7 protein-coding genes are annotated in these 22480 nt (G+C 40.7%); 5 read left to right on the top strand and 2 right to left on the bottom strand.

From position 1 onward, the window contains the following. Positions 1 to 180: 180 nt before the first annotated feature. Positions 181 to 4089: a phosphoribosylformylglycinamidine synthase gene (purL, locus tag P375_RS08165; protein ID WP_039135976.1), complete on the bottom strand. Its 3909-nt coding sequence runs from the start codon at positions 4087 to 4089 to the stop codon at positions 181 to 183. A gap of 152 nt (positions 4090 to 4241) precedes the next feature. On the opposite strand from purL, the gene mltF reads away from it, so the two are divergent. From mltF to hslO, 5 genes are all read left to right on the top strand, one after another. Further along, positions 4242 to 5702 (top strand): membrane-bound lytic murein transglycosylase MltF, encoded by a 1461-nt coding sequence (gene mltF, locus P375_RS08160; RefSeq protein WP_039135974.1) that lies wholly within the window; start codon positions 4242 to 4244, stop codon positions 5700 to 5702. A gap of 48 nt (positions 5703 to 5750) precedes the next feature. Next, positions 5751 to 6470, top strand: coding sequence for a ribonuclease PH (rph, locus tag P375_RS08155; protein ID WP_039135973.1), 720 nt, complete (start codon positions 5751 to 5753; stop codon positions 6468 to 6470). 18 nt (positions 6471 to 6488) lie between these two features. Then, complete coding sequence (gene pyrE, locus P375_RS08150) at positions 6489 to 7136, top strand: orotate phosphoribosyltransferase (protein WP_039135971.1); 648 nt, start codon at positions 6489 to 6491, stop codon at positions 7134 to 7136. 89 nt (positions 7137 to 7225) lie between these two features. Beyond that, the gene (gene nhaA / locus P375_RS08145) at positions 7226 to 8419 is read left to right on the top strand and encodes a Na+/H+ antiporter NhaA (protein WP_039135970.1); all 1194 of its coding nucleotides are present in this window, start codon (positions 7226 to 7228) and stop codon (positions 8417 to 8419) included. Between the two features lie 61 nt (positions 8420 to 8480). Beyond that, positions 8481 to 9356, top strand: coding sequence for an Hsp33 family molecular chaperone HslO (gene hslO / locus P375_RS08140; protein WP_039135968.1), 876 nt, complete (start codon positions 8481 to 8483; stop codon positions 9354 to 9356). 80 nt (positions 9357 to 9436) lie between these two features. Here hslO and P375_RS08135 read toward each other — a convergent pair. Then, positions 9437 to 22480 (bottom strand): Ig-like domain-containing protein (locus P375_RS08135; protein ID WP_039135966.1); only part of this gene is annotated, 13044 nt, incomplete at its 5' end.

Raw genomic sequence — 22480 nt, 5'->3', positions numbered from 1 at the left:
GATTTTTTCAAGCTTTTTTTCACTTTCTGGGATATTCCTGGCTTTTGAGCCAATGTTTATCCTCTCTTGTTGCGTGAGGCGGCATTATAGGGATTTTTTTATGCCTTGCAACCCTATTTTTGATTTTTTTAATCGTTCGCTGATTTTTTCAGCGAAACGATTAAAATACAGACTTTACGGCTATTTTAGTGCCACTCTTGCATTGCGGAATAATCTCATCCACGCACCGTCTTCACTCCAATCATCCGGATACCAAGAGTTTGTTACAGAACGGAATACTCGTTCTGGATGCGGCATCATAATTGCAATACGTCCATCAACATTGCTTATAGCTGTAATTCCAAGTGGTGAACCGTTCGGATTTGCAGGATAGTGTTCCGTCAGATTCAAATAATTATCCACATATTGTGCAATTATCTGTCCTTGTTGTTGCAATGCACTGATCTGTTCATCTGAAGCAAATTCGGCACGCCCTTCACCGTGAGAAACTGCAATCGGCATATGTGATCCTGCCATTCCTGAAAACCATAATGAATTATTCTCTTTAATTTCGACCAATCCTACACGTGCCTCAAATCGTTCAGAACGATTTCTTACAAATTTAGGCCACATAGCTGCTCCAGGAATAATCTCTTTGAGATGAGAAATCATTTGACATCCGTTACAAACACCTAATGCAATTTTATTCTGATCCGCAAAGAAGCGGACAAACTGTTCACGTAAATTATTATGGAACAAAATAGATTTTGCCCATCCACCGCCTGCACCCAACACATCACCGTAAGAAAAACCACCACAAGCGACCAACGCATTAAACTGCACCAAGTTATGGCGACCTTCAATCAAGTCACTCATATGAACATCAATTGCTTGGAAACCGGCACGATCGAATGCTGCCGCCATTTCCACGTGACTATTAACACCTTGTTCACGCAAAATAGCAATTTTCGGTCTTGTACCGACAGCAATATAAGGTGCGGCAACATCCTCATCCGGGTTGTAACTCAATTTGGCGGATAAGCCCGGATTATCGGCATCCGCTTTTGCTTGATACTCCTGATCCGCACACGCCGGATTATCGCGTAGGCGTTGCATTTGCCAGGTTAGCTCACCCCAAATTTGGCGTAATTCAGAACGAGCTTGCTGCAATACTACCTGTTCGCCATTTCTCACCACAATAGCATTTTCATTATTGACCGAACCTAATACAGTTGCCACGTCATCCAATTGATATTTCGATAAAATATCAAATACTTCTTGATGATCCTGTTGACGAATCTGCAATACCGCACCCAATTCTTCGTTGAACAACACAGCAAGATTATCTTGACCTAATGACTGAAGATTAACATCAACGCCACAATTACCAGCAAATGCCATTTCTGCTAAAGTCACAATTAATCCACCATCGGAACGATCGTGATACGCTAATAATTTTTGCTGTTGCACCAACTGTTGCATTGCATCAAAGAAAGCTTTTAATCGTTGTGGATTTTCCACATCAGCCGGTTTATCGCCAAGTTGTTGATATACTTGTGCTAAAGCGGTCGCACCTAAACGATTTTTCCCTTCACCAAGATCAATAAAAATCAGCTCACTTTCCCCTTTATCCATTCTTAATTGAGGAGTAACCGCTTTACGCACATCTTCCACACGAGAAAATGCACTAATCACCAATGATAGTGGTGCGGTTACCGTTTTTTGCTCACCGTTTTCCTGCCAAGTTGTCTTCATTGACATTGAGTCTTTTCCGACCGGAATGGTTAAACCTAATGCCGGGCAAAGCTCTTCACCGATAGCTTTAACCGCTTGATATAAACCGGCGCCTTCACCCGGATGATCTGCCGCCGACATCCAGTTTGCAGAAAGTTTCACACGTTTCAAATCGCCGATATTCACCGCCGCTAAATTAGTGATCGCTTCTGCCACCGCAAGACGTGCCGACGCAGCAAAATCCAATAATGCTACCGGTGCACGTTCGCCCATTGACATTGCTTCACCGTGATAACTGTCGAAACTGCTGGTCGTCATCCCATAGTCGGCGACCGGAATCTGCCACGGACCGACCATCTGATCACGGGCCACCATTCCAGTTACTGAACGGTCGCCGATAGTGATTAAGAATGTTTTTTCTGCCACCACCGGCAACCGCAATACACGATGTAACGCTTCGGTTAAATCAATTTTGTTGGTTTGCAATGGTTGTGAATTAACCTGTTTAGATACTTCATTACGTTGCATTTTTGGTGCTTTACCTAACAACACATTCATAGGTAAATCAATAGGCTGATTAGCAAAATAATTATCGTGTAATGTTAGCTGTTTTTCTTCTGTCGCTTCGCCAATTACAGCATACGGTGCACGTTCACGTTGGCAAAGCTGTTCAAATAATGGCAATTTTTCGGCACTGACCGCTAAAACATAACGTTCTTGCGATTCATTACACCAAATTTCCAACGGACTCATATTGCGCTCATCACTTAAAATTTTACGCAATTCAAACCGACCGCCTCGTCCGCCGTCATTCACTAATTCCGGCATTGCGTTGGATAATCCGCCGGCACCGACATCGTGGATAAACAGAATCGGGTTATCCGATCCCATTTGCCAACAACGGTCAATCACCTCCTGACAACGACGTTCCATTTCCGGATTATCACGTTGCACGGAAGCAAAATCTAAATTCTCGGCTGATTTACCTGATGTCATTGAAGAGGCTGCACCACCACCCAAGCCAATATTCATTGCCGGCCCACCAAGCACCACTAATTTTGCGCCAACCGGAATTTCGCCTTTTTGGATATGGTCTTCACGAATATTACCCATACCGCCGGCAAGCATAATCGGCTTATGGTAACCACGCACCTCCTCGCCGTTAAAACTATTCACTTTTTGTTCATAAGTACGGAAATAACCCAATAAAGACGGACGACCGAACTCATTATTAAATGCTGCACCACCAAGCGGCCCATCAATCATAATCTCCAATGCGGAAGCAATACGATCGGGTTTAGATAAAGTCCCTTCCCAAGGTTGTTGATAATTTGGAATACATAGATTAGAAACGGAAAAACCGACTAAACCAGCTTTTGGTTTAGAACCACGCCCTGTCGCCCCCTCATCGCGTATTTCTCCGCCTGAACCGGTTGCTGCGCCTGGAAATGGTGAAATAGCTGTAGGGTGATTATGTGTTTCTACTTTCATCAAAATGGGCATCGATTCATTATGGTAACGATAAGTGCCGTCCTGATCTGGGAAGAAACGACCTGCAACCGAACCTTCCATTACCGCTGCATTATCTTTATATGCAGAGAACACATAATCCGGTGTTTTTTCGTAAGTATTTTTGATCATTTTAAACAGTGATTTCGGTTGTGCTTTACCGTCAATTGTCCAATCTGCATTAAAAATTTTGTGGCGACAATGCTCAGAATTCGCCTGTGCAAACATATAAAGTTCAACATCTGTCGGATTACGTTTTAATAATGCAAACTGTTCCAATAAATAATCCATTTCATCGTTTGCCAACGCTAACCCCAACTCCACGTTAGCTCGCTCTAATGCTGCTCTGCCACCACCTAATATATCAATAGTTTTAAACGGTTTTGGCTCTTGTTGTGCAAACAATTGTGGTAATTGAGAAAAATCAGAAACTACATCTTCCATCATTCTGTCGTGAATCAATTTCGCAAAAACTGCTTGTTGAGCATCATTTAATGGTGTAGCAAATCGGCAATCATATAAAATGCCACGTTCTGCACGCACCACAATGCTTAAGCCACAATTATGAATAATATCGGTTGCTTTTGACGACCAAGGTGAAATTGTACCGAAGCGAGGAATAACAATCTGTCCGCACAAAAAATTCTCTTTTTCTGACACTGCCGGAAATGACATTACAGCATTTGCTTCAAATAACCGGTTTAGTTGTTCAATCTGTTGTGCCGATAATCTCTCAGATACCTCAACAAAATAGAGATAATATGTTTGACAACTTTGAAGTGAAATCTGTTGTTCAGCAAGTTGTGAGGAAAGGCGAGAAACTCGGAAATCAGAAAGGGCTGCCGCCCCACGGAAAATCAGCATCATAGCAATATCACCTAAAATTTAGAAAATGAAAAATCGCTGTTTATTATACCTAAACTTACATTTAAACGGAAACGTTTGCGTAAACTCTTATTTGTACTTAGCGATTAGATCTTATACAATGCGCATTTTGCAAATTTAAGCTTGAGGTTTCATTGAAAGGTTTGTCTTTACGCATTTTTTTAGCTGTACTTCTATTGCTTTGGGCAATTGATATGGTTTTTCCGTGGCAAAAAATTATGCGTTCAGAAGATAATTTATTTACCTCCATACAAAAAAGAGAACAATTAGTAGTTGGTACCATTAATAATGCATTTTCATATTTCATCAGTCCTAACGGTGCTGCCGGTTTAGAATATGAATTAACAAAAGCCTTTGCTGATTATTTAAATGTTGAACTCAATATTAAAACTTTCGATTCTTCTGAAAAACTATTTGATGCTTTAGAAAATAATGAAATTGATCTTGCCGCTGCAAATTTAATGTATCAACCAGAAAAAGCGGAATATTTTCAAATCGGGCCAAGCTATTATTCCTCTTCTTGGCAACTTGTTTATCGAAAAAATACAACTCGACCTTACGATCTCAACCAATTAAAAGGCAAATTACTCATTGCCAATGACCGCAATCTACAAGAGAAATTACAACAACTAAAACAGCAATATCCTCGATTGGAATGGCAAACAAGCAATGCCCTATCTATTGAAGAAACATTATTGGCTGTAGCTGATGGTAAAGCAGATTACACTATCGCCAGTTCAATGGATATTGCTTCTATTCAACAGGTTAAACCAACAATCGCTGTCAGTTTTGATTTAAGTGAAGAAACCTCTGTAAACTGGTATTTGCCACATAATCCTTACAATGAATTACAGGCTGCGCTACTTGATTTTATGAATCAAGCAAAAGAATCAGGTTTAATCTCACGAATTGAGGAAAAATATTTTAGTCATCTTTCTCGCTTTGATTATGTTGATGCCAAAACTTATATTCAAGCAATCGAGAATGTATTACCCAATTATTTGGAGCTATTTCAACGTTATGCTGATCCACTAGATTGGAAATTATTAGCGGCAATTGCCTATCAAGAATCGCATTGGGATACCAACGCGACTTCACCAACCGGTGTTCGTGGCATTATGATGTTAACTAAAGAAACCGCAACTCGAATGCGAATAGAAGATCGCAATAATCCTGAACAAAGTATTAAAGCAGGCTCCGAATATTTACAGTTATTACTAACAAAAATGCCGGAAACCATTGCCGAAGAGGATAAAATTTGGTTCGCCTTAGTTGCCTACAATTTAGGATTAGGGCATTTGTTGGATGTACGTCGCTTAACTGAATCGCTTGGCGGCGATCCGAATAACTGGCTCGATGTGAAAAACAATTTACCATTATTGGCGGATAAAAAATATTACAGCAAGCTCAAGTTCGGTTATGCACGTGGTTACGAGGCCTATCAATACGTTGAAAATATTCGCCGTTATCACAACAGCATCATCAACTATTACCGCTTACAGCAACAGACACAATCCGCTGAGCCAAAACCCGAAGTCGATGAAAATATTGATCAAACGCCAACAAATCCGGACGAGAGCGCGCCAACGATCTGATAAATTATGCTAAAATCTCCGATTATTTTTAGCCAATCGGAGAATATTATGCGCCCAAATAATCGTGATAATCACGCAATGCGCCCTATCAAAATCACTCGTCATTACACCAAACACGCCGAAGGTTCAGTATTAATCGAATTCGGCGACACCAAAGTGCTTTGCAATGCCACTATCGAAGAAACTGTCCCTCGTTTTTTAAAAGGGCAAAACCAAGGTTGGATTACCGCCGAATACGGAATGTTGCCGCGTGCTACCAATGTTAGAACGCAACGAGAAGCTACAAAAGGCAAACAAAGCGGTCGTACTATGGAAATCCAACGCCTAATCGGTCGGTCACTCCGTGCAATGGTCGATCTCACCCTACTTGGAGAACGCACCATTACCCTTGATTGTGATGTCATTCAAGCAGATGGTGGAACTCGCACCGCAGCAATCAGCGGTTCAGCGATTGCACTGCACGATGCGATCCAAACCTTATTGGAGAAAGGTTTAATCAGTCAAAATCCAATCAAAAATCTGGTTGCGGCAGTGTCAGTCGGCATTGTTGATCAACAACAGTTATGCGATCTCGAATATGTGGAAGATTCCAATGCAGAAACTGATATGAATGTGGTGATGACCGATGACGGCAGAATGATTGAGGTACAGGGAACTGCCGAAGGTGAACCGTTCAGCCACGATGAATTATTGGCTCTACTCGATTTAGCCAAACAGGGAATTGCTCAAATCAATCAGGCACAAAAAGCGGCACTACAAGCCGAATAACGCCATTAAGGAAAAAATATGCAACAGTATCAACAACAATTTATTGAATTCGCGCTTAGCCGTAATGTGCTGAAATTCGGCGAATTTACCCTTAAATCTGGGCGTATCAGCCCTTATTTTTTTAATGCTGGATTATTCAATACCGGAGAAGATTTAGCCAAACTCGGCGAATTTTACGCACAAGCAATTCAGGCGCAACAGCTTAAATATGATGTGATTTTTGGGCCAGCATATAAAGGCATTCCGATTGCAACCGCTGCCGCCACCGCACTTTACCATCAATTCGCAATCAACAAACCGGTCTGCTTCAATCGCAAAGAGGCGAAAGATCACGGCGAAGGCGGTAATTTAATCGGCAGCCCGTTGCAAGGGAAAGTATTACTGATTGACGATGTCATCACTGCCGGCACTGCGATCCGTGAATCAATGCAGCTGATTGAAGCAAATCACGCCACGCTGGCCGGTGTAATGATCGCTTTGGATCGCCAAGAAAAAGGCAAAAGTGATCTTTCCGCTATTCAAGAAGTAGAACGAGATTACCACTGCCATGTTAGTTCTATTATTACACTTGAACATTTGCTTACCTATTTACAACAATCCGAACAATATTCTGAGTTTTTACCGAAAATGTTGGCTTATCGCCAACAATATGGCATTAATTTATAATTCTCTTTCTGCCCGAATAGCTACGGGCAGAAACCTTTTTCTTTAAGATTTAATTTCTTTTTATTTTTCTATTTTCAAAGGGAGTGTAAATGCAAAAACTGTCTCAACGAATCCAACATTTTTTTCAAAGTGAGCCTGCCGGCGGCATTTTATTATTGATTGCCACCTTTCTTGCTATCCTTTGCGCCAATCTGCCATTTATGACCGATTGTTATCAAGGCTTGTTGAATACTACTGTTGCTTTTCAATTCGGTCAATTTCAATTACATAAACCGCTATTACTTTGGATTAATGATGGCTTAATGGCAATCTTTTTTCTGTCTATCGGTTTGGAAGTAAAAAAAGAGTTATTAACAGGTTCACTATCCAATATTAAAACTGCCATTTTCCCGGCGATTGCCGCCTTGGGCGGAATGATTGTGCCGGCAGTGCTGTTTTACACCGCTACCGTTGCTCATCCGGAATTGACAAAAGGTTGGGCGATTCCTATGGCGACCGATATTGCATTTGCGCTCGGTATTATGGCTTTAGTCGGTAAAAATGTTCCTACACCATTAAAAGTCTTTCTATTAGCATTAGCAATTATTGACGATCTTGGTGCAATTATTGTTATTGCACTATTTTTCTCCAATGATTTGGGTACAGTGGCACTGGTCGGTGCAACCATTTCTATTGTGATCTTAATTTTGCTCAATCGTGCTAAAGTGAGTTCATTAATTCCTTATGGTATTGTTGGCACTATCCTTTGGGTTTGCGTGTTGAAATCGGGTGTTCACGCTACACTTGCCGGCGTAATTATCGGCTTTTCTATTCCATTACAGGCTAAAAATGGTGATCACCTATTACACCGTCTGGAACACAGCCTGCAACCTTGGGTAACTTTTATGATTTTGCCGTTATTCGCTTTCGCCAATGCCGGCATCTCGTTCCAAGGCGTTGATTGGCAAACATTAATTTCTCCATTACCCTTTGCCGTATTACTCGGTTTATTTATCGGCAAACCACTCGGTATTTTCGGTATTAGTTACCTTTCAATAAAATTAAAACTAACCAAATTGCCTGAAGGGATTAATTTCCGCCATATTTTTGCCGTATCGCTATTGTGTGGTATCGGCTTTACAATGGCAATGTTCCTTTCCGGTTTGGCATTTGAACAAGAATCGCATCAGCTCAATATTTTAGCTCGTATCGGCATTTTAGCCGCCTCATCACTCTCAGCTATTCTCGGCTTTTTAGTACTTAAACAAGTGACGAAAAATAACCAAGCTATTTCATCCAATTAAACGCTTGTAAACAATAATTTCACCCCTATATAGGGGTGAAATTATTTTTGAGGTAACCTTTATGACAGATTTATATAAACAAGATAACGACAAACTATACCGATTTCTTTTCAAGAACCGTGCAGTTCGCGGAGAATGGGTACGTTTAAACAAAACTTTTACAGAAACATTAAATACACATCATTACCCAACACCTGTACAAAATTTACTAGGTGAATTATTAGTTGCCACCAGTCTATTAACAGCAACCTTAAAATTTAAAGGCAATATTACAGTGCAAATTCAAGGCGATGGTCCATTAAAACTTGCTTTAGTGAACGGCAACGATCAACAACAGTTACGTGCATTAGCACGCTTACAGGGTGAAATTAGTAATGAAATGAACTTAAGTGAGATGGTGGGTAAAGGCGTTTTAGTTATCTCCATTATTCCGGAAGAAGGTGAACGTTACCAAGGTGTTATTGCATTAGATAAACCGACCATTACTGAATGCTTAGAAGACTATTTCATCCGTTCCGAACAATTACAAACGCAATTATTTATCCGCTTTGGTGAATATCAAGGCGAAGCTGTTGCCGCCGGAATGTTATTACAAATTATGCCAGATGGACAAGGTTCACCAGATGATTTTGAACATTTAGCAACATTAACAGCAACAGTAAAAGATGAAGAATTATTTGGTTTAAGCGCAGAAGAGTTGCTTTATCGTCTATATCACGAAGAAACTGTTGAAATTTATCCGCCACATCATACAGAGTTTTTCTGCGGTTGTTCGCAAGAACGTTCCGGTGCGGCAATTGCTTTACTTTCTGATGAAGAAATCAGTGAAATTTTTGCAGAAAAACCAACTTTAGATATGCAATGTGAATGTTGTGGTACTCATTATATCTTTACTGAAGAAATGGTCAGAAAACTAAAAGAGCAAAGTCTCCACTAATACAGCTACTACTTTCATTGATACAAAAACAAACCCTTTATGCCTCTCGGCATAAAGGGTTTTAATTAAATAACAAGTAATTAGATAATTACTGTCACACCTTGTTGGATATATAAAATATCTTCACTTGATGAATGTTTATATACATCAACATTTTGATAAGACACACCATTAAAACTATGTTCTTCTGTGTGGCTCTTCGTCCAACCTGAACCTGAAAGCACAACTTTATTATTCGCCGCATCTCCGCCATCATTACGGATAAACAACTCATCTTTTCCAGCTGGAGACGGTCCGGTGTTATTATTAACAAGATTACCGCTTTCAATTTTCACGGTTACACCCGTACCTGTAAACCGAATTTCTTCTGCTCTCCAGATCTGAGTATGCTCCGAAGGTCTCCCTCCAATACTAAATTGGTTATTGTACCCCTCTGACTGCGAACCCTCTATGCTTAAAATGTCGTAATCCGTTTTATTTACATCCTCTCCTAAATCAATAATATGATCATTATCACCTTTAACATTCTTAATAGTAACAGTATCACTGCCGGATCCAGCAAAAATACTCATATTATTTTCTGTACCAATATTACCTACAGAAATAGTATCATTGCCGTCACCACCTCGAATTGTGAATTCTCCACCTAGATCTTTCAAAACATCACCTTGGACAGTAATGATATCATCACCTGCTCCACCATCGATCAAATTATTAGATCCACGAATATTGCCACTAATTGTAATAGTATCATTACCCGCGTCGCCAGATATTTGATTACCAGTACCGAATAAATCTCCATTGATCGTAATAGTATCATCGCCATTACCACCAAAAATCTGAGAATTATCAGCTTCCAACGCTACTGATTTCTTTGGTAACGCATTAATAATAATGGTGTCATTACCATCTTCTGCACTAATAATACTACCGCGTCCTTCTTGTCTCGCTATGCCACCAACGGTAATTTTATCTTCACCAGCACCGGCATAAATTGCAGAGTTCGCCATTTGAGCAAGCTCAACGCTATCCTCTCCCAAACCTAACCAGAAACGGCTATTTTCAGTGACACCTGACTGAATGGTATCCACATCTTTGCCACCAAAGTAATTAACACCGGACATTTTACCTGTTACCGATAATGTGTTCTGTCCATCACCAAGATCTAACACATCAATAATTTCAGTTATGCGTTCACTGGTTGAGGTAGCAACTCTATCTGCGCCAACCACGGCTCGACTACCTGTCGCACTTCTATCTTGGCTATCTGTCGCTATCAAATCAATTGCACGCTCTAAGCTTGAATTAATTTGATCTTTCAATGCTTGATCATAGAAATTTTTGTAACGTTCTATACCTTGTCGTGCATACTCATCATTGTTTAAGAATACCTGACTAATCCAATCCGACTTTTTACCGGAAAGAATGAGGTTGTTGTTAATCGTGACATTATCTTCACCATTACCCATCATCATAGACAACTGAGCTTCTTTAACATTTCCAATAGTAACATTTGCACTCTCTTTAGAAGTAATTAACACCAATGGTCGCTCATAATTTGACTCTCGCTCTATTTTTGCTAAGGATAAGGTATCATTTCCTGAACCTAAATTAATAATCGTAGAGCCTTCATAAGAGTTTTCACGCAATTGCCCCAAAACATTTCCACCCACAATCATTGTGTCATCACCCTCGCCAAGGTTAAAGTAATTACCTGACTCTTTTTGCGAGCCGGTGAACACATTCCATTTAATGGATACTTTATCATTACCAGCACCCATATCTATTTTGGCATTCGTTGCATAGAGTGAAGCATATTTCATCTCATCTCTTACAGCTCCTGCTTTATTTGGATCCTCTGTGTCTTTTGCAGTGCCGGTAACTTCAAAAGTATCATTACCATCACCCATATAGATTTGGTTACTACCATCAACATTAGGACGTGAATACCCTAATCCGATATAATAATCATATCGACCTTGTAGGTTCATTGTCGTAATCATATCATCACCATCATTGGTTCTAATCACAACATTACCGGCAATTGCTGGTGCAGAAATGTAGTCATTTCCACCGCCTAATGTATCCATAATAAATTGGGTCATCGTTTTATTAGTTAAGCTTGTCGAACTACCTGTATTCTCTGCACCAATCCATCCTCTACGATTATAATAGTTCCACCACTCATCAGTTCGTGACATACCTGAAACAATAATATCAGCTGCTTCATTATCCCCATTCCACTTATAAAATAACGCTTTATCTTGGTTATACATTACAGCAGTTTTGGTATCAAATCCCCAACCTTGAGCATGATCATTATGATATTGATCTCTTGATGTATCATCATCGTCATCTTTACGCATCATCCAGTCTAATTTTGGATTATACACAACAACTTTATTACCTAATTTATCTGTAATAATGCGTTGTTTATCACTCTGCGCAGTACCGAAATCTAGTTTCATCGTCATTTCTGCTGCATCTGAAACCGTATTATTTCCATCTTTCAGAGTGTGAGAACCATCGGTTGCGACTATCGTTACACTATTTGGCTTGCTGTTAGGGCCATCAGAAACATCTGATTTAATCTTAGAGAGAGCCAACTGTGGAACAACATTATCCACAATAACATCCACACTTCTTTCCGGTAAATTAGCATCATTAAATCCTGTGCTCTTATCCTGATGTACAATATCTGCAATGACTTTGTATTGCTCATAATCTGCACTGAGATGATTAAACGCCCCTGTATATGTTTTGGAATCAGACGAAATATCGAGATAATGTACCTCAACTTGTTGATCTCCCTTCATTAAGCGCACTCGAATTAGCGCTTCTTCGGCTTCTTGCCCTTCCACTGTTGCCTTATAGTAAATTGCCTTTTGATTAGTATCTACTATATTTGGTGTAGTGGTATCCAAATCCTGATTATTCACTTTAAAATCAGTAAATTTCAATGGATCTTTCACAACGTGTCCAACACCTTGTTCAGATTGATTGCCTGCTTTATCAAAGGCTTGTGCAGTTACTGTTGTACCATACGGGAACTTCTTAATATTAGTTGGAATGGTTGCTGTATTGCCATTAATCGTAATCCAATCTGCTTCTGTCGATTTTTCCCAACCATTAGCTGTAGCTGTTTTGGTTAATTTAACGCTTTGATCACCTGCGGTAATAATAACCCAATCACCTACTTCAGCTTGAGTTCCAATACTTGTGAAAGGATCAAAGTTACTGCGTTCTCCAGTCGGTAGAGTAATACTAACCTCGCCTCCCGTTTCGGATGTCACTACTGGCGTATCCGGAGTAAGTTTATCCACATAAATCAACAACGGCTCAGATTCAGACTTAACAGTAGTTTTATCTGACTGATACAATTTCACTGGATATTGATTCTCTCCTTGGACAAGTGCAAAATTCATTGGAGCACCTGCTCTTACCTCAAAATATCCATTCTTAATATCAGTTTGCTTAACTTGTGCTTTCAGAATTGAAGATCCAAAAGGAAACTCAACATAATCACCTACTTGAGCAGAATCTGGTAAATAAATTTTTACCCTTACATTTGATGGAGAGTCGCTAGCCTCTAATTCAGTAGTATTAAGCACCATTGTCGTATTGGTATCATTCATTAAGTTACTATTAACCTCTGGATGTTCCAAAGCCACAGTAATTTTAGTACGATCTATCAAGGTATTATCGCTATCTTTATCCGCTTTATTACCTGCAATATCAAAGGATTGTACCGACACGCCTGTACCTGATGGTGCAACAGTATGTAGTATAGTAACTTCATTATCTCTCGGTGTTGGTACAAGTGTGGTATCACTACTTGTCCAACCGTTATTACCATCACTGGTTAAGGTTACCTTCTTATTACCTACCATTACTTCTACATAATCACCTTGAGGTGCATTATATGGAAGTGTAATAGTAACATTACCATTTTGATCATTCACTGCTGTTGCGGCATCAGGTGCTGTGGTATCAATAACGAATTTTTTAGCATTAGTGCTGTATTTAATCGCACCCTCTTTATCTTGTTGAGTAATGCGAATTGTTCCCGCTGTATATTCACCTTCAGGTAAAATATAAACACCCTCAACATAAGGCACAGTTTGATAATTACCCTCAGCATCTTTGTATTCCACTTTAGTAATCATCGCACTATCATCACCCACAAGTTTTAAGCCACCATCATTGGTAATGTTGTCACTATTAGATATACCAGTATCATTTCGTAAGCCAATCTCTACATCCTTCAACTCATTATTGAAATAAGGTGCAGTAATTGAATCTGATGGTGTAGAAATATTATGAGCTTTATCCTTAGCCGTTGCTGTAACAGATTGTTTATCGATTAATGGAGCTTTTAATTCGATTGTAAATTCACCTTTTTCATTAGCAATGATCGGTTGATTGTTTTTATCTGTTGCAACTTGTTGCGTGGTTTGACCATCTTTACTTGTCACCTCCAACACAATAGTGCTACCTGGCTCGGCAATTCCACTAATAACCGTTCCTTGCTCATTAATCTCAATTACCGGTGCACTAGGTGCTATTTCATCCGGCGTTGGACTTTGCTCAGTCGCACGATTATCATAACTATTAGTAGATGTTACCGTTAACGTTTCCCCAGTTTTAATTGGCGAATCAACAGAATAACGGTAATTACCTTCCTCATCTGTATGATAAGTTTCAGGCTCACCATCACCATTATGATCGGCTTGAATATCTTGGTTAGCCTTTTCAGTTCCTAAACTCACTACCTCTTCGTGTGTTAATTTAATAGTAAACTGACCATCGCTACCAGCTGTTCCACGACCAACTACTTCATTATTCGCATTACGAATTTCCACCGTGCTAAGCGGATCAGTATCACCTTTTACATATACACCATCATTTGAAGTAATTTTTAAGGTGTTACTTGTATCTATAGTATCAGCAATATTTACTGTTTTTGCTTCACTAGGAAGATATCTATTATCAATTGCTTGAACTTGAATACTTGGTAAGTTATTGCCTTCATTAACAAAAGCAGCCCCTTCCTCAGTTAAACTAATTTCTCCTGTTCCACTATCAAGCACAAAATAACCATCATCGTTGTTTAACAATTTAATAGTTACGGTATCAGTTTTATCTGGATCCGTTGCTGTTACTATCGCAATTAGTTTGCCTACTGTTGCCTGACCTTTAGTAAAGCCTGTTTTCACTATATCCTCTGGTTTAATAGTCAATACAGGTGCGTCATTTACATCTACCGCATTAACACTTGCTGAATGACTATTACCAGCTTTGTCTTGGGCAGACACAGTTACTTCTGAACCATCTGTTACTTTATCATTTGGAATAGTGGTTGTAGTTGAACCATTAGGTACATTAGGCACTACAGCAGGATCGCTAGAAGTCCAACTACCATCATCACCTTTAGTTAAGATAATATCACGTGGCTTGGTTTCACCCTCAGGTTGTACGGTAACAGTTACTTTATCCGCATCATTAGGAAGTGTAATCACCACACTACCGTCTTTTTTGGCTTCTGGTGCTGTTACATTCGGCGCTTGTGTGTCAACGGTAAAGGTTTTGCTCTCACTCTCTAGACTATTGTTACCGGCTGGATCTTTGACTTGTGCAGTAACAGTATACTCGCCATCGGCTTGTTGCTCTGGGAATTTCGCACGTTCCACAGGGATGGTTGCGATAGGATCGCTACCACTTAAATCACCAGATTGAACTTTGTAGTCAACGGTAATAGCTTTCCCTGTTTGTGGTTGAAGCGTTAAGGTAACAGTATCACCTGCTTGCGTACCTTGTGGTAGGCGAACTTGTACTTCAATACCGTCAGAAAATTCTGTCGCATTGATGCTATAACCATCCACCTCAGTAGCTTCTGGAATTGATTCAATCACTGGTTTACCATCATCATCCTCAACACCATCGCCATCGCTATCACCTGGAACGGTGGTATCGACAGTAAAGTTAGCCGGTGTACTGTCTTTACTGCTATTACCGGCAGGGTCAGTGACTTTGGCAGTGACGGTGTAGTTGCCATCTACAGCGTTATCTGTATCTTTTGGCAAATTATCTTTAGCAATAGGAATTTCTACTGGGGTTGCACCATTAACATCATCACCCTGTTTAACGGTATAAGTGACTTCTTGTTCTGTACCGTCATCTGCTTTTACGGTCAAGATTACGGTATCACCCTCTTGTGTACCTTTTGGTAGAGTAACTTGAACTTTGATTCCGTCTGAAAGCTCTTTGACGTTCACACCATCTTTTACATCGTCTGGAAGAGTCACGACTGGTTTACCAGCATTATCAGGTTTATTGTCACTATCGCTATCACCTGGGACAGTGGTATCTACAGTAAATGTGACTTGATCCGAATCTTCGGATTCACGCGCTCCTTTGCTATAAGGCTCTTTCACCGAAGCTGTGATGTTATAAGTTTCGCCATCAGCGAACTTGTCTTTAGGCACAGTCACGGCAATCGGATCAGTACCAATTGTGGTGTCTGCTGGGATGGTGAAGGTATAAATTTCACTGCCATTGTTTTTAATTACAATGATATCGCCAGCTTCTGTGCCTGCTGGTACGGTGACATTAACCACCACGCCATCGGCAAGCTCAGACGCATTGACTTTGCCGTCTTCTGCTAAGCTTGGATTAGAGGCTTCAGGAATGGTAATGCTTGGTTTTTCATCACCTTTACTATCGCTATCGGCATCGGTTGTACCACCCGGTTGATTACGATCAATCTGAATAGATTGTGTAGCTTTTGTTGGATTACCACCTGTTTTTGGGGTAACGTCAATACTAGAAGTAATTGATGTTGCATTTTCATCCACAACCACATCATCAATAGTTGTGGTGTACTCTGTTTTGCCATTAACTGGTTCGGTAGTTAAAGTATAAGTTTTATTGCCGTGTTTGATGACTTTGGTATCACCACTTAAATCGACAGTGTAAGTGTTATCGCCGTTGATAGTGATTGCAACAGTATCACCTGCATTCACTGTTGGGAGATTGACTTTAACAGAAACCACATTATTAGCGATTTCATCCCCCATTAAGACACCATTTTGATCGGCATCTGAGGTGTAAACAATATTTGGTTTACCCTCTAAAGCACGGTTTACATTTATTTTCACTAAATTAGAAACTTTTGAATCATTTCCAGCTTTATCCAATATATTAGCCGCAACGAATAATACACCTTCTTTTTCTGCTTCTACACTGGTTGGCACAGAAACAATAGCCGATTTACTGCTTGCTTCTGCATCAGAAATAGTATGCGCAATCTGTTCTCCCACTACAGGTTGACCCTCTACCCCATTTTCTTTTGGTGTAGTGATTGGAGTGATATAAAGCACATCGCCTGCTTTCACATCATCCGGTAATGTCACTTTGACTTGGACACTATCATCTTCTGCCACTTCATTACGAGTAATAATGTTGTCTTGTGGGTTGTTATCACTCACAAAGCCTTCGATGATTGGTTTACCTGTTTTTGTAGTATCAAGGGTAAAGTCAGCCGGATCACTGGCTTTACCTGCATTACCAGCTTGATCGGTGACCAACGCAGTAACGTGATAATCTCCATCTGTTAATTTGCTGGAAGTTGGAATGGTAATGGTTACGCCATTGCTTAAGTCACCGTCTTGAACGGTGTAAGGTTCACTTGTATATGCTGTGCCTTCTGCATTGGTCACGGTCAAGGTGACAGTATCACCGGCTTGAGTACCACTTGGTAAGGTTACTTTCACTTGAATGCCTGCGCCTTCTTGATTTTCACCACCATTCCATTCGGTGTCGTTCACACCGTTGTCAGCTTCTGGAATGCTGACTTCAGGTGCTTCTTCTACACCCGATACAGCAGGGTTGGTATCACCTGGAGCGGTAATATCAATAGTGAAGTTTGCGGCATCACTCGTCGCACTGCTATTGCCAGCAGCATCAGTCACCACAGCGGTTACAGTGTAGTTGCCGTCTGGGGTAGTCAAGAATTTATTCACAGGTACATTGACAGTGACTTTACCATTACCAGAAACATCATCTGTAGTTTGAACAGTATAAGGCACAGTAAAAGTAGTACCATTTTCAGGCGTGATCGTCAAAGTGATAGTATCGCCTGCTTGCGTACCTTTTGGTAAAGTCACTTGAACTTGAACACCGTCTTTAAAGTCTTCTGCATTGACAATATGGTTATCGGCAGCTGTTGCTTCTGGGATGGTGACAGTTGGTTTACCTTTATTAACATCATCGTCATCGGCTTTGCCATTACCATCGGTATCGCCTGGAACAGTCGCATCGACGGTAAATGTCGCTTCATTGCTACTTGCACTGCTATTGCCGGCAGCATCAGTCACTACAGCAGTTACGGTGTAAGCACCATTTAGGTCTTTATCCTCATGTTGTTTAGGAATAGTGACCGATACTGGTGTACCGTTACCAGAAACATCATCGACTTCTTTAACGGTATAAGGCACAGTAAACGCATCACCATTTTCAGGTTTCACCGTCAAGGTAACCGTATCACCTACTTGCGTACCTTTCGGTAGGGTCACATTAACTTGAACACCGTCACCGTCTGCAAGCTCTTTGGCATTAATGGTGTAACCGTCCTCTTGTGTCGCTTCTGGGATAGTGACCACTGGTTTACCATCATCATCCGCAACACCATCGCCATTGCTATCACCTGGAACGGTGGTATCGATTACCAATGAAGTAGAATCGCTTTCAACCGTTGTTGTGCCATCGCTAACTTTCGCCACCACGACATAGGAACCATCCGCTTTAACAGGGAAGCTATTGGCTTGATCGCTCTCTTTGCTTGCTGGAATATGGATAGTTAATCCGTCTGTAGCATTCAAATCTTCCGCTGTCAAATTTTTAGTGATGGTAATTGGTGCTTTGCCATCAGCAGATACAGTCACGGTGAGAGTATCCCCAGCTTGCGTACCTTCAGGGATAGTCACCTTAATATCCACCCCTTGGGCAGTTGCAAACTCAGACGCATTGACACTGTTGTTATCCATTTCTGGGATAGTCACTACAGGTTCACCACTGATTTCAACGGTATCTACGGTAAATGACGCTTTATCACTCGGTTGGCTAGTATTACCAGCTGCATCTTTAACTTGTGCAGTCACCGTAAAGTTGCCATCAAGCGTTTTTCCGCTTTCAGCGTCTTTTGGCAATATATCTTTAGGAATGGTGATTTCAACTGTACGCTCTCCGTTAAGATCCTCAGCTTGTACTTGATATGGAGGTTCAATAGCGATAGGCGCTTTACCCTCTGGAGTAAGAGTAAGATAAACTTGATCTCCCTGTTGTGTTCCTGCTGGTAAAGTCACTTTGACTTGAACACCGTTATTTAATTCAGAGGCGTTGACACCATCTTTAGCTTCAGGAATAGTAATCACTGGTTTACCATCATTATCATCCCCTTGACTATTAGCAAAGCCATCGCCATTGCTATCGCCTGGGACGGTGGTATCAACCTTAAATATTGTTTCATCACTCGGTTGGCTGGTATTACCATCCGCATCTTTCACGGTTGCGGTCACTTTGTACTCGCCCTCGGTGATTTTGCCTTTCTCATCAGTTGGGAATTGATCTTTAGGCACAGTGACTATCACTTTGCCATCACCTGTTCCTGGTAAATCACCCTTTGCTACTGTACCAGTGGCAGTAACGGTTGAACCATCCGGTTTTGTCATTGTCACTGTCACGGTATCACCCACTTCTGTACCTTCTGGTAAGGTGACTTCGACCTGAACATCGTCTTTTAAGTCATCGCTACCGACTGGTTTGTATTGATTGTCACTGGTGTGAGCATCCACCACCGAAACATTTGGTTTACCACCGTTATCATCTTCACTGTCTGCTACACCATCGCCATTGGTATCGCCTGGAACCACGGTATCCAAGACTGTAAATGTTTTTTCAACACTTGGAAGGCTTTGGTTACCAGCAGCATCTTTGATTTGTGCTGAGACGGTGTAATCCCCTTTTGGTGTTTCAGGGAATTGATCTTTAGGAATAGTCACAGTTGCAGTTTCAGTCGATAAATCATTATCGCTGATAGGAGCAGCAGAAATAACGGTAAAGGCTTCACCGCCTTTTGGTGTCACTGTTAAGGTGATGGTATCGCCTTTTTGCGTACCTGCTGGTAAAGTCACTTTAACTTGAACACCGTCATTAAATTCTGTAGCGGTAACACCACCATTGGCATTTTCAGGGATAGAGACGCTTGGTTTACCGTTGATATCATTGGTATCTGCTTTGCCATCACCATTGGTGTCACCTGGGACAGTGGCATCGATAGTAAAGTCTTTCGCATCACTGACCAGACTAGTGTTCCCAGCTTTATCAGAAACAGTAGCGGTGACTTGGTAAGCGCCATCTAGCTTATCGTTGCTATCTTTTGGTAAATCCTCTTTAGGAATATCTACAGTGACTTTTCCTGCAGTGATATCCCCAGATTCCAAGGTTTGGGTCACTTTAATTGGATCATTGCTATTTGGTGTTGTCACTTCTAAAGTGACAACATCACCTGCTGCCACACCACCTGGTAGAGTGACTTCCACTTGAACACCATTTTTAAGATCGTCAGCATTGATGGTGTTACCATCTGCATCTGTCGCTTCTGGAATATCGATAACTGGTTTGCCAGCATTTTTATCCTCAGCATCTACTTTACCATCACCGTTTTCATCGCCCGGTGCAGTGGTGTCAACAGTAAATTTTTCTTCATCACTAGTCGCACTGCTGTTACCGGCAGGGTCTGTGACCACGGCGGTTACGCTATAGTCGCCGTCAGGGACTTTGCCGTTATTATCTTGTAAGTCATTTGTAGGCACAGTGACAGTTACTTTGCCATCGCCGTTTTCGGGTAAATCACCCTCTTCGACTTTGGCGGTCTTTTTAACTTCACCATTAGGTGTTTTAACCGTTACTTCTACGGTATCACCGGCTTCTGTGCCTTTTGGTATAGTCACTTCGACTTGAATACCGTTTTCTAAGTCTTTATTACCGACTGGTTTATCTTGTCCATCGTCTGTATGGGAATCTTTCACCGTCACAATCGGTTGACCGCTATTGTCATCAGAGCCATTGACTACACCATCGCCATTGCTATCGCCTGGGATAGAATTATCGATTTTAAAGGCAACGGTATCAGAATCTTCAGATTCACGTGCTTTATCGCCATAGCTGGCAGGCTCTCTGACCGAAGCGCTTAATTCATAAGCACCGCTTGAGAGTTTCCCTTTAGGAATAGAGAACTCAATCACACTACCTTTTGTTGTGGTTGTGCCTTGAGGGATGGTGTAGGTGTAAAGCTCTTGTCCATTGTTTTTAATTACAATAACATCACCAGCTTGTACTCCTTCAGGCAAGGTTACTTTCGCTACAACCCCATCAGAAAGCTCTTGGGCATTAATGTTGCCGTCTTTTTCTAGGCTTGGATTAACTGCTTCAGGGATTTCAAGTTTTGGTTTATCATCACCCTTAGCATCACCATTGTTATCTCTACCACCCGGTTGAGAGCGATCGATACAAAGTGTTCCATTAGCTTTTAACTCAGTATTATTCGCAGTTACCACAACATTTGTTACAACCTCTGATACACTACCATCGGCTATAGATATATCATTAATAGTAACAGTATAACCATCATCATCTGTAGCAGGTTTAAACTCAAAAGTTTTATCATTGTGTGTTACTTTTTGAGTAATTACATCAACACCATATTCTTCACCATTGATAGTGATAGAAACTTTATCGCCTTCACCAATATACGGAAGATTAATTTTAACTGAAGTAGTATTACCAACTAATTCTTCACCTAATAGAACTTGATTATTATCTTTATCATCGAGATATTCGACAGAAGGCTTACCCAATAAAGTACGTTTCACATCATAATTATCTGAGTCTTTTTCAGTTGATGAGTTTCCTGCTTTATCAATGAGTTGTGCAGTGAAAGAAACTTTGCCTTGCCCTAAGGCATCAACACCAGTAGGTGCATCAACAATCGCATAGCCCTGATCTATCTCTGCTTTAGTAAGTGGATGATCAATCGGAGAACCTTTTTTATCTTCTGTTGAAGGTGTAACGATAAGTTTATCGCCCTCTTCAAGCCCTTGAGGTAAGTAAACTCTAACAGGTACTTCACCGTTTTTATTGATCTCATTACGTGTTAATACATTATCTGCCGGGCTATTATCACTCGCCACATCAACTTTTATTGGTGCATCCGGTTTTTCTAAATCTGCTTTTGGAGCAATACTTGTGCTAATAAAACCTTGATTGCCTGCATCATCTTTAATGTAGGCTTTTACTTCTGTATTAGGTTCAACTTCAACCTCTACACCTGATATTAAGTTTTCAGTTGTAATTCTAGTTTCTTGACCGTTGACGACAACAATATCACCTTCTCGAGCATCTGGGAATTTTACGGTAGCAGTAATAGTATTTGGCTTGCCTCGTTTAACTTCCTCAATATTGTAAATGTTATCTGTACCCGTACTTTCAAATGTGATTATAGGTTTCACATTTGGCACATCTACATCTGCATTCTGCAAAGTTTGACTAGCTATCTCACCTGCTACTCCATTTGCTCCTATAATAAAAGCAGAAATCTCACTACCCGGTTTTACTTCTACCTCAATACCATTTTTGTTATCAGTAGTAATTTTAAAGACTTCCGTTTTACCATCACGCGTAATAGAAACGCTATCACCAATGTTTGCGTTTGGAATCACTTTAACAGTAATAGTACCGTCTGTTCCAACTTCTTTTGCGTTGTATAATTTATCTACTCCTGCAACTGGCACAGCATAGTCAAAATCTGGTTTAGTCTTCGGAACAACTAAAGGAGCTGTTACTTTCTCAGAATTGGATTCATTATTAGCATTATCTGTGGCTGTTACTGAAAGCTCTTCTAGTGCTGTTTTTGGTTCATCCAATGTAATATCAAATTTACCATCCTCTTCATTGGCTTTTCCTGTACCGATTACATTATCTTTCTCATCTTTTACAGTCACGGTGCTGCCCGGTTCAGCCGTACCAGTGACACGTGTCCCATCATCAGACACATCAAGATTTTTTGG

Source organism: Gallibacterium genomosp. 2 (assembly GCF_000771895.1).
Lineage (GTDB): Bacteria > Pseudomonadota > Gammaproteobacteria > Enterobacterales > Pasteurellaceae > Gallibacterium.
This window is presented reverse-complemented; position numbering and strand designations above follow the sequence as displayed.